This is a genomic window from Arenibacter algicola (assembly GCF_018860365.1).
GTDB lineage: Bacteria > Bacteroidota > Bacteroidia > Flavobacteriales > Flavobacteriaceae > Arenibacter > Arenibacter algicola_B.
Genome location: NZ_JAHKPO010000014.1, coordinates 648,384 through 660,898, shown reverse-complemented (window position 1 = coordinate 660,898; position 12,515 = coordinate 648,384). Strand labels below are relative to the sequence as shown.

At 34.4% G+C, this 12,515-nt stretch carries 8 protein-coding genes; 3 read left to right on the top strand and 5 right to left on the bottom strand.

Annotated features, from left to right (window positions below):
- Window positions 1-214 precede the first annotated feature (214 nt).
- Window positions 215-718: a pyridoxamine 5'-phosphate oxidase family protein gene (locus KO529_RS14200; protein ID WP_215948520.1), complete on the bottom strand. Its 504-nt coding sequence runs from the start codon at window positions 716-718 to the stop codon at window positions 215-217.
- 360 nt (window positions 719-1,078) lie between these two features.
- Between KO529_RS14200 and KO529_RS14195 the strand changes: the two genes are divergently transcribed.
- Window positions 1,079-1,447, top strand: a complete 369-nt coding sequence (locus tag KO529_RS14195) for a hypothetical protein (RefSeq protein WP_215948519.1) — start codon at window positions 1,079-1,081, stop codon at window positions 1,445-1,447.
- Between the two features lie 274 nt (window positions 1,448-1,721).
- Here the strand turns inward: KO529_RS14195 and KO529_RS14190 are convergent, their stop codons facing one another.
- The 3 genes from KO529_RS14190 to KO529_RS14180 all read right to left on the bottom strand — a co-directional run bounded on the left by KO529_RS14190 (window position 1,722) and on the right by KO529_RS14180 (window position 4,922).
- Window positions 1,722-2,225, bottom strand: a complete 504-nt coding sequence (locus KO529_RS14190; protein WP_215948518.1) for a hypothetical protein — start codon at window positions 2,223-2,225, stop codon at window positions 1,722-1,724.
- 439 nt (window positions 2,226-2,664) lie between these two features.
- Window positions 2,665-3,117: an arsenate reductase family protein gene (locus KO529_RS14185; protein WP_215948517.1), complete on the bottom strand. Its 453-nt coding sequence runs from the start codon at window positions 3,115-3,117 to the stop codon at window positions 2,665-2,667.
- Window positions 3,118-4,658: 1,541 nt separating this feature from the next.
- On the bottom strand, window positions 4,659-4,922 hold the full coding sequence (locus KO529_RS14180) for a hypothetical protein (protein WP_215948516.1): 264 nt from the start codon (window positions 4,920-4,922) through the stop codon (window positions 4,659-4,661).
- 1,067 nt (window positions 4,923-5,989) lie between these two features.
- On the opposite strand from KO529_RS14180, the gene KO529_RS14175 reads away from it, so the two are divergent.
- Both KO529_RS14175 and KO529_RS14170 read left to right on the top strand, forming a co-directional pair.
- Window positions 5,990-9,919: a PAS domain S-box protein gene (locus KO529_RS14175; RefSeq protein WP_215948515.1), complete on the top strand. Its 3,930-nt coding sequence runs from the start codon at window positions 5,990-5,992 to the stop codon at window positions 9,917-9,919.
- 553 nt (window positions 9,920-10,472) lie between these two features.
- Window positions 10,473-11,006 (top strand): YSC84-related protein, encoded by a 534-nt coding sequence (locus KO529_RS14170; RefSeq protein WP_215948514.1) that lies wholly within the window; start codon window positions 10,473-10,475, stop codon window positions 11,004-11,006.
- 210 nt (window positions 11,007-11,216) lie between these two features.
- Here KO529_RS14170 and KO529_RS14165 read toward each other — a convergent pair whose 3' ends face one another.
- A complete protein-coding gene (locus tag KO529_RS14165; RefSeq protein ID WP_252734404.1) occupies window positions 11,217-12,440 on the bottom strand; it encodes a glycoside hydrolase family 130 protein in 1,224 nt (407 codons plus the stop codon).
- Window positions 12,441-12,515: the final 75 nt, after the last annotated feature.

Genomic DNA, 12,515 nt, shown 5'->3' with positions numbered 1-12,515 from the left:
ATTAGTTGACTTTTTCCTAATTATAAAATTAATAGAGCCATCAATTGAATTCAAGTGACAATATATTGGTTCATGGCTTAGCCTTCCCACAATATTATATTTCCAATTTTGCGATCATTTTTTATGGCTATTAATCTAAAATGAAATTTTTTAGTTTGCCTCAAACTTTGTTAGTGATAGCCTTATTTGTCGTTTTGTTTTTGACATTCTTTTGTCAAATCTTTATTTCTCCTTCCAAGCCCATGTCGGTTTGTTCCCCAGGTTTGGTTGCCATTCCTCCTGTCTGGAAAAGTGCTTCCATAGAATTTGTTGTGCTATCCCAATAATATCCTTCTGTTGGTTTGATTTGGATAGCTGTAAGATTTGGATCATCAATTCCTTTAAACCAAATGTCGTCATTTTTTTCATAAAGATCTTTTAAAATGTGCATATCGGTTCTAATTAGGGCATCCCCATAAAGAGTCATAAATTGCTCAGATTTAGGGTTCACATAAATCAGTTGAGCCCTTTCCTCATTCCTTATATGGGAGTTATGTTTACTTTGCTTATTACTTAAAAACCAAAAAGCACCCATTTCATCAACTTTTTTTGTGCTCATTGGAACAATGTGAAGAGGTGAAATTTGACAATTAGTTCCCATCATAGCTATTTCTATAGACTCAGCCATTTCTTTCATTATTTTACGTGCTTCTTCATCGTGCATATTATTGGTCCCCATAATTTCAGTTTTTTTATAAAGTTATATTTGAACCTTCAGAAAATTTAATTCAAAACAGAAATATGTTAATACAATGAAGTTTTGAAAATGCCAGAACTCCAAAAAAATTAATAAAAGTTTTTAGTAAGCAGGAAGTGTAAAAGCATTGAGAAGGTATTGCTTATGCGAATCGTATTGATTTACAGCTCGGCATTAGGAACAAGTACCTTAGGTCGTCCAATCTGGATGATCTATGATCATAATTCAGCTCATTTGCTAATACCTGATCTAGAAAGTTTTACAGGCAATTTTCATCTCTATACTGTTAATAAAGTCCCAAACCAGACTATAATTTTGATGAATAATTAAAAATATACAATTATGAGAAAAGCATTTAGGATATTAAGTTCAGCATTAATAATTATATCATTATTTACTTCATGCAGTAAAGATAATGATCCGGTGGACGACAATCTTTTTGTTGGGACCTACAATGGAACAGTAAGTTATTCCAATAGTGAAGACAGTACCGAAATTTCAACAGATGATGGAAGGGTTACATTGGTTAAGGTAGGTGATTCCTACAATTTTGATTTCTCGGATGGCATTCCCAGTTTAAACGGAATTAAAATGGAAAAAAATGAAAATTTATTTATAAGTTCGGATGGGGCCATTAAAATCGATGAAGGCACTTTGTTAATCGCTTATTCAAAAGACGGTGAAACTTGGGGTGCCAACTGCGACAGATAAATACGATTAATGTAAAATTTGTTAGAGCCGCTGAAGTTCAGTGGCTCTATTATTTTTGTTAATTATCCGCTTATTTCAAAGGGTTTCATTTTGTACGTCCATAATATTTTGAAACTGATTATCTTTCTGATTTAAAACCGTGTCTTGGAAGAATTCTTTGTTCGCAATAAAATATTGTCACTTCACGGATAAAAAGCATAACCCTAAAAAGGCTAAAACAGAAGATGAATTTAGATCTTGTGTTCTATATTCTTGAATCACCATTAAACTTATATCATTGATCCATTTTTTTCAAAAACTCAGGATAACTCATGGATTGTTTCAAGGTAAGGTGTGTTTTCCCGAGAATATCATCAACCAAATCTTGGTTTAATTTAACTAAGCTTTCACCGAACCATTCCAAACCAAAAGTAAACCATTGTTCACCTTTTAAACTAAAATTGCTATATTCAACTTGGCAGCCGAAATCCAAATTTTTATTAGGGGGGAAAACTACAGTTTTATCTGACATGTTCGTTATATAAACAGCATTTCTATTTTTTGAAATGGTTATCCAATCTTCACGCTCCCCGTTTATAATACCTAAATATTCTAAATCACTAGGATTTGAATTAAAACTCCATCTCGTCCAATCTTCTATATAACCGGAGGCAAGAGAGGTTAAACAATTTCGGTAACGAGTATTTACACGATGTTTAATTTCTATTTTTTCTTCCCTGAGTTTTATACCGATATTATTATTAGCAATGTTTAAATAGATATCCTCTCTACGTTCCATAGAGTTGAAATCAAGGGAATTAAACCACTGTTGGAGATATTTGTTTTCTCCCTTAAAAAACCACCGCATTTCTTTGCTTATGTACATAATCGGATAATTACTTTATAAATTAAATGTTTATACTTCAATGGTATCTTGGCAATTATTTGTTTAGCCCGTTCATTAAGGACAAGTAAATCTTTATATGCTATAGTTGAAATGTTTTACCTCATCATTTCTATTAAAGTCTTGGCAATTATGTTAACTATATATTTGTGTCAAACACAAATGATAAGCGTTCTAAAATTACACTTCAGTTCCAAACGGATTTAAATATGGTTTCTCTCCATCATTAATGTAAATAAATCAAGATTTACCTCAAAAACCAGTTTATTTCAAAGATCAGAAAACCTCTAATTTCTGTTCGATCTGAATATTAACTAAGGAAGTACAACAAGATTCATATGAAACTTTCTTCATCCGTCATTGAGGTCGTGGTTGGAGGTTCATGGGCCATACGTTTCTTAAGTCCTGCTGAATCAACGCCAAAAAAATGCAATATTTCCGATCGATTTGAAAGTAATCTGGCTTTATCGCCGTTTATCACGATTGGCCGCTGTAGAAGAACCGGGTTGTTATTAATTATTTTCAACCAATCCTCAGTTGCAAAATTTTCCTTTCCATTCAAATCAGGAAGGTGTTGGTCTATATCCATGAATACTTCCCTGAAAGACAAACCAACATTTTCTAAAACTTCGAGCCAAATGGTATCGCTTATTTTTTCTTGGGCAATGTCAATGCATTCTACATTTTTTTTAGCCCCTTCTAAATAACCCAGCAGTTGTTTGCCCAAATTTGATAATGAGCTGTAAATAAATGTAATCTGATTTTCATTTCGTACAAGGACAGGCATATTGACAATTTTTAATTTGGGCCAAAATAGGTAATGGCTTAAAATTATTTTATCCTGATTAGCACAAAAATTAGTTTAAATAATTAAAAGTTCATTTTGACAAGAAATATTATATACTTCAATTCGAATCTTAAAGTATTATTTAACCCCTTTTTTTTGGATTAAGTAGTAAGTGGTATGGAAAATCCATTCAATTGATACTTATTGGGCATTGTTCAAATTTGTGTGGTCCGAATGGGGTAAATCACCTTGAATCGAAACTGGCGGGGATATTTAGGGCAAGGCTGCGTGAATTCAATTCTCTTACATATATTGAAATATGGATTGGAGTTCAAAAAACACAAAGGGAACGAAATGCTTTACGCATTTTACATTCCCTTTGCTAGTATATTTTCCTTAGACAGCATTATCTATCCAGTCACGAGTATCCTCTCAGCCATTGCTAATACAATAGCACCCCGAAATATACAGTTTAAAAATAAGAAAAAAATAAATCATAATCAAAACTGAAGCCCAATTTTGCATCGAATTATATGATTTGAGTTAAAGAATTTATTGAATCAGCACATTTCTTCATTTGTATTCTCATTTGAAAAGATTCCATAATACCTACTTTTATTTATTTATTATTATGCAGTTGTTCTTGATCAATCAAATGACTTCTATTTAAAGATCTGTCACTTATGGCAATGTCCTTTGTTTTATGTAATAAAATCTTAATTAGGTTGTTTCTACTTAAGTCAAATGTCCTATGTCAATATGTGTAATACTTGTTATATACTGAATGCCGCCGGCTCAATCAACTTTAACTCGGAACTTATGGTATCTTGTTTTTTATACTTTTCAATAGGAAATACCATGAGCAATGTTATAATATCGTTCCAGTAATTCTTAGCAATTGCCATGTTTGGAATAAGCGAAGAAATGGTCTAATGCTACAAAAACTAGTTCGTACACAATAATAGATTCCGCGACCACTCCTTATAACCAGGATAATCCTTTACGCCATTCGCTCGAAATAACTTACTGTTTAATCTAATTTCATATGTGGATAATAAAAAATAAATTAAGTGGTTTCAAAAAGAAATGCTCCACATAAGGGAACAAATACTCCACAGGTCCAGCCCACGGGGCACTATTCTTTATTTCATAACAACCTCAAATGACCATCTTTATGTTAAACTTCATACTCCTTTTCCTATCCTTGGTTCGTCACGTATTACGCAATCATCTTTTCATTACCCCTCGTCCATACCTATCTCCACTAAATACATCTGACACCTGTACTGTATATCCAGATACATATGACACATGATCCTCTCAACTTTAGGATTTTAAACCAATCGAAGATATTTGGTCGAACAAACCAAATGATAGGGCAACTACAAAACTTTGATTATCCAATGATTTCGGGTAATCTAGCTAACAATCAAGATTACTGTTCAATTTTGTGCGAGGTAAGCCTTAGGTTATTTGTCCCTCTAGATTAAAAAAAGCCGCCACTAAGAAGTGGCGGCTTAAAAATGGGTGTTCTCATTTAATTACCAATTCTCAATTTCAGCACGAATTTCATTTGGCGTTTTACCAATTCTATTGCCAATTTGCTTTACAGTAAGATCAAAACGGCCAGGTTCGATTTCAACATCCTCATCAGTAATGTCTGAATACCTTTCACGGTATTCTTGTTCAATTTCGTACCACTTATCTTCAAGTTCTTCTAAATTCAACTGAGTATTTAAATTCGTGGTACCAGGATCATCATAATAATCTTCGGAATCTTCGAAGCCATCTATATTAGTATGCATATTGAAATAAATTAAGGGTTACTGACTCAAAATTAATCGGTATACAAAAAGAGTTGTGAACCAAAAAAATAATAAATTAACCTTAAAAATGATTATTTATCTTTAATGTTTTCAATTCCTATTTACTAATGATCCAATAAGTAACATCTGTCCAATACTACAATTTTTAATATATTGAATTGCGTTAAAATTTTTATTGATTTGATTGTTTCGTATAAATCACTAATAATATTTTTATGAGGTAAGCGCCCGTGTTTGGCTTTTGAAGCTATAGTAATATAAAATTAAAATCTATGTTAGGGAATTCACATTTAAATACAATAACTCTTAAGGGGTTATTCCTTGGAGGTGCACAGGATACATTATAATGAAGCTAACGATTATTATATACATTTTTTGTCCAGGCAAATGAAAATTTCAATTATTTATATTTTAAAATTTTCATACAATAAACACATGCAGTTATTCAATGTATCTTCTTCCCTTTATTTTGAAGAGAAAGATTTTTTCAACCAATTTTCAAAAGTAAAATCGACCATCAAGACTCTGAACAAAAATAAGAATGCATATATCCTATTATAGACAGAAGTTAATCTTCAATCCTTAAAAACATTTAAATGGACGAAAAAAATACACCTTATTATTTCATAGAAGGAGGAGGGGAGATGGGGGATCAAATTCGAAAAAAGAACTGGGACAGAACACCTCTGGGCGACCCAAAATCTTGGCCAACTATTCTTAAGAATATGATTTCGATGATACTTGACAATCCGATTGGAATGTATATCGCTTGGGGAAAGGAATATACTCAAATATACAATGACGGATATAGGGCAATTCTGGACACAACAGATCATTCTCACGCCTTGGGTCTTAGTCCTAAGGAAACTTTTCCGGAAATGTGGCATATCATTGAATCAATTTTCGAAAAGGTTATGACCGGAATACCAGTGGCTATAACTGATTTTATGTTTCCACTTAATAGAAAGGGAGTCCTGGATATTTGTCATTTCGATTTCTCGTGTAGCCCCATTAGGGTGGAAAATGGACAAGTTGGGGGTATTCTAATGACTATAATTGAAACAACAAATAAAAGGAAAGCTGAGGATCAACTGAAGGAAAGCAATATTCAATTAAATTTTGCTTTAGAAGCGGCGCAATTGGGTACATTTGATTTGAACCCAATCACCAATGAGTTCACTGCCAATGAAAGACTAAAGCGTTGGTTTGAATTACCCTCGGATAACAATATTCCTTTAAACAATATTATTGAAAAAATTTCAGAAAAGGACCAGGAAAGGGTAATTAAGACTCTGCAAGAATCTCTGGAATATCCAATAGACAGTAAGTTTGATGAAATTTTTACCATTACAAATTACAAATTAAACAAAGACATAATCCTTCATGCAAAAGGACAGACTTGGTTTAATGACGAACAAGTGGCTTTTCGATTGAATGGTATTGTTGAAGATATAACGGAGCGTACCCTAGCTGATCGTAAAATTTCTGAAAGTGGTCAATCGCTTCGTAACATAATTTTAGAAGCACCAATTGGTATATGTGTAATGGATGCTGATACTTTGGTTAGCGAAATAGTTAATGAACAATTTATTGATATAGCGGGTAAGACATATGACGAAATAGTCGGAAAACCATATTGGGTAACCTTTGCTGAGGCACGGAAATATTATGAAAATGCTTTAAAGAGTGTAATAGAAACCGGCAAGCCCTATTTTGCCAACGAGGTAGAAATTACTTTGGTACGACATGGTAAAGAGGATTCTATTTACGTAACGTTCGTATACGCTCCTTTGAAAGATAAAGACGACAAAGTTGTTAAAATTGCGGTTTGGGTTGTTGACAACACCAAGCAGGTCCATGCCCGTCAGAAGGTGGTCCAGAGTGAAAGTAATTTGAAACTGATGATTCATCAAGCTCCTATGGCAATAGCCATTTTTCGGGATCAAGATCATAAAGTCGAAATTGCCAATTCCCATGCCCTGGAAATCTGGGGCCGAACGGAGGAACAAGTCATCGGCAAATCAATATTCTCATCCATGCCTGAACTTCTCGCTCAGGGAATCAAAGACATTTTGGATGAAGTAAATAATAGTAATGTCCGTTTTGCAATTAATGAACTTCCTGTTGAAATATTGAGGAATGGCAAATTAGAAACCGTTTATATTAAATTTTCATATGAACCACTTTATAATAGTGAAGATAAAATCGATGGTATCATGGCCATCGGTTTTGATGTAACTTCCCAGGTATTATCGAGAAAAAAAGCGGAAGAAAGCGAACAAAGTATTCGTACTCTAATAGAAAATGCCCCATTTCCTATTGGCGTTTACACTGGTGATGAAATGCGTATTACGCTTGCGAATCAATCAATAATGGACGCGTGGGGAAAAGGCAATAATGTCATTGGCCAACTATATACCGATATTTTGCCGGAATTTAACAACCAACATATATTCGAACAAATACGAAATGTTCAAAAAACAGGTAACCCATTTCATGCCAAAAACAAAAAAGTAGAAATTATAAAAGGAGGCAAGAAGAAAACCTTCTATTTCAACTACAGTTTCACCCCCTTGTTTGACGCTTCCGGCAAAGTGTTCGGTGTTATGAATACAGCGGCCGAGGTTACTGAATTGAACGAAGCCAAACTAAAAATAGAAGAAAGTGAAAAGCGGTTTAGGAATTCAGTACGGCAGGCACCCATGGGGATTGCTATCTTTAGAGGTTCCAATTATGTTGCAGAACTTGCGAATAGAAATTACTTAATGTTGGTTGATAAGGTCGAGGAGGAGTTTCTAAACAAACCTCTTTTCGAGGTTCTTCCAGAAACAAAGAAGACGATATTACCTTTGTTTGACGAGCTGATGCAAACTGGTCATGCAATAAACTCCACGGAGTTGACAGTCACACTGGAGCGACAAGGAAAAAAGGAAGATGCATTCTTCAATTTGGTGTACCATCCATTAAAAGAAGAAAATGGTGACATTTCGGGTATTATGGTCGTAGCAATCGAGGTAACGGAAACAGTAAAGGCAAGACATTTACTGGAACAAAGTGAGAAACACTTTCGTAATATGGTAATGCAGTCACCAATTCCCATGACCATTTTAAGGGGGGAAGATTTCATAATTGAGTCTGCAAACACTGCAATGTGCGAAAAATTATGGCGCAAAAAAAGGAATACTGTAATAGGTAGATCATTGCTGGAGGTTTTTCCAGAATTGAAAGAACAAAAATACCTGGCCTTGCTAGCAAAAGTTTTTAAAACAGGTATTACCCATAGGGAAGAAGAATCCATTGCATTTGTTCAAGGAGATGACGGAACCAAAAAATTTTACCTGGATTTTGAGTACTCAGCCCTTTACGACTCCGATGGTACGATATCAGGAATAATGATTACTGCGAATGATGTCACGGATAAGGTCGAAGCGAGAAGAAAAGTGGAAGATGCAGAAGAAAGAACTCGATTGGCTGCAGAGGCGACAGAACTTGCTACCTGGGAGTTAGACCTAAACACTAGGGACATAATCCATTCTCCTCGACTTGCCATAATTTTTGGGCATGATATTTCCACTAAGATTTCCCATGCCGATATGCGTAAACAAGTTCATCCAGAAGATATTCATGAGATTGTAGAGAAAGCTTTCGATAAAGCTATGCATACGGGTAAATATGGTTACGAGGCCCGGATTATCAAACCGGATAAAACCATTTGTTGGATTAGGACGCAAGGCAAGGTATTTTTTGATTCCAATAACAAGCCTTATAAGAAAATTGGTACATTACGGGATATCACAGAGGAAAAGCTTAACCAACAAGCATTACAGGAAAGTGAGGAGAAATTTAGATTACTTGCCGATTCAATGCCTCAACAAATCTGGACCTCCGATCCGCAAGGCAATCTCATTTATTTCAATAAAACCGTGTTTAATTATTCAGGATTAACACATAATGATTTAGTAAAAAAAGGTTGGATAACAATTATTCATCCCGATGACCTTAAAAAACATACCAAAGAATGGTTGGAATCTATAAGAACTGGTAAAGATTTTCTGCTTGAACATCGTTTCCGTAGGCATGATGGTGAATATAGGTGGCAATTAAGCAGGGCTAAAGCGCAAAGAGATGAACAAGGTACAATAACAATGTGGGTTGGTACAAGTACAGATATTCAGGACCAGAAAATGTTCACATACAATTTAGAGAAACAAGTGGAGGAGAGAACGAAGGAACTAAATAAAAACAACCTTCATTTAGAAAGAATGAATAAGGAATTACAATCTTTTGCATACATCTCTAGTCATGATTTGCAGGAACCATTACGTAAAATTCAAACTTTTGCCTCCAGAATAATGGAGAAAGAGGCCAAAAATTTATCAGAACCTGGATTGGATAAATTCCACCGTATTCAAAATGCAGCAAATAGAATGCAAAATCTCATCCAGGATTTGCTTGCTTATTCCCGTACCGATACTGAGGAAAGGATTTTTGAAATAACAGACTTAAAAACAATGGTTGATGAAGTAAAAACGGATTTAAAGGAAGAAATTCTTCAAAAGGGTGCAATTATAGAATCAGGTAAAATGTGCGAAGTTAAAATTATTCCCTTTCAATTCCGACAATTGATTTTTAATTTGATTAGTAACTCTTTAAAGTTTACTGATGAGGGACGCACTCCGCTCATAAAAATAGATAGTCAAGTCGGAACAAGGTCATCATTCAAGCTAAAAAACCTAGCGAAAGACAAAACATACGTTCATGTTAGTATTTCGGACAATGGTATTGGATTTGAACCAGAATTTAAGGATAAGATATTCGAAGTATTCCAACGCTTACATGGAAGGGAGAAATATAATGGAACGGGAATTGGTCTGGCTATAGTTAAAAAAATTGTTGACAATCATAACGGATTTATTACAGCAATCGGAATACCTAAAAAGGGAGCTAAATTTGATATTTATATTCCGCTTACATGAGGAATATTATCATTCACTCTTAGATATTAAATAGACAAGAATTTAAAGTTCAACATTAAACAACTATAAATCATTGCAAGGTTATTGATGTTCATTTTGATTTAGTGGAATAGTTTAGGGCCCATAATCATGTATTAAATATGGATTGCAGTTGACATTATATCATTCATTATGTATAGTATTGGATGAATGCAAAAACAACAAAAGGTCACAATTTGGACTTAATAATGGCCTGAACCCCTTTTGGCAATACCTTTCATTTATAAAATATACTGTTCACTGCCCATATTTACAGTGTACATTGCAATCACTGGGAGATATTAGATTGTTATTCATTTACATTTTCAAGTTAATTTAGAATACTTCGATCTCGATCGGTATTTCCAACATTATCAAAGAAGTTCTTATTTAGATAATCTATTTTAATCTTTTAAATGGATTAAAATTAAACGCTATAGTGATAACCCCTTGTAATTCAATGCAATAATTTTAAAAAGTCCATATTAGGACTACTGATAGAAAGTAAATAAAGTTTAATTAATTCCATAAAACTATGAAAATTTTTAAATCATTAACATTGGCTCTGATCTTAATTGTAACTGGGTTAGCCTATTCGCAAAAAAATGACACGAATAAATTATTAGCCGATGCAGAAAATGCAAAACAAAAAATGATACAGCAGGATCAAGGGTTGAAGAAATTCTTTAATAATGCATCCGGCTATGTTATTTTTCCCAATGTCGGGGAAGGTGGTTTAATTGTAGGTGCCGCTTCTGGAAAAGGTATCGTTTACGAAAAAGGTAATTCAGTTGGTATTGCGAGCCTTAAAAAGCTTGATATAGGAGTACAGGCTGGAGGACAAGCACTTGCCCAGGTAATCTTTTTCGAAACGAAAGAGGCTTTAAACGAATTTAAAACAGATGATTACGCATTTTCTGCAGAAGTATCGGCAGTAGTCATAGAATCAGGAGCCTCACAGAATGCCAATTATAATGACGGCGTAGTTGTTTTTACCATGCCAAAAGCGGGTTTAATGGTTGATGCATCTGTAGGTGGTCAAAAATTTGATTATGAACCATTTAAATAAATGGACCCAAGCATTGAATAGTCGGTCTTAAAACCGACTTTTTTTTTGGGCTAACTTTTAACTTCACCATAGTTCACTCTGCATATAGAAATCAAACATGTACACTCAGGATGTAAATCATCCAATCGTCAAACTCTACACAGTATTTTAGGGACATAAAGACGATTGGTCGTAATGCAATCCTATAATACAATCGAAAATTCGTCATAATTATTTTAGTAAGGCATACATTAACTCGTTCATAGGAACTGTTGCATATGAAGAGGAATAATCAGACACAGCATATGGAAGCACTAGGCTACCATTATTAATTATTGAACCACAAGAATAAACAACATTAGGGACGTAACCCTCTCTTTCTTCTTCTAACGGTGAAAGTAGAGGTTGGGCCAACCGTCCTATTTCCTTTGTCGGGTCATCCAAATCAAATAGTGCAGCACCAATACAATAACGCCTCATTGGGCCGACCCCGTGTGTAATAACGAGCCAACCGTCTTCCGTCCACAGTGGCGCTCCGCAGTTTCCTATTTGTGTAAATTCCCATGGATATTTAGGTTCTTGGATTTTTATTGGATTATTCCATAAGGTATTTCTTTCAGAAAACATGATATAATTATTAACTCCGTCCACTCGCGCCAGAACTGCATATTTACCCTTGATTTTTTTGGGAAACAAGGCAAAATTTTTGTTTTGAGCTGCTTTGCCGAACATTGGCATGATTCGAAATGTATTAAAATCATCTGTAGATAATAATTTAGGTAATATCGTATGTCCATCAAAAGCGGTATAGGTTGCATAAACTTTAATAGAACCATCATCCTCTGTAAACCTGACAAAACGAGCATCCTCTATTCCTTTGCTTTCAGATGGAGACACCGGAAATATTACCCGCTCGGATATATCGGAATCTAGGCTAAATTTCAAATCATAATAGGAATCCACCAGCCAGGTCATTTCTTCAAGGACCAAACGATTACCGGTGCTTATTCCACTGGATAAAACCCTATTTAAAGCGGATTTCAGCTCATGATACTCAAAATGATCAGGTAGGCCGTTCATTATGGCAGAATAATATTGTTTTGAGATCTTCATCTCCTGCAACTTTTGTTCAAAGCGCCCTTTATCATATGATTTTTTCTGGACAATTTGTGGCATATCAATATGATTTCTCACCTTATATAATTGAAAATTGTTATTGGCGTCCAAAACACCTTTCCTAAATACCAATGAGGATAAATGGCCTTCGCCTGTAGCTCGGAATGATATTATCACTCTTTTCTCACCTTTGACCAAGAATGATTGATCAAAATCTTCAATTATAGATGGGTTAAACATTGCGGCAGACTCAATAGAATATTCCATTGTTGCATATGACCCGAAAAGTAATTTCGCCTTTGGGGAAAATTTATCAATTTTTAATCCCATTTGTTTCATCAGGGGAATATGGTTTTCAAAATGTCGCAAGAAAATTTTGGAAATATTACGATGCCGTCCCGCAAATTCCCTAAG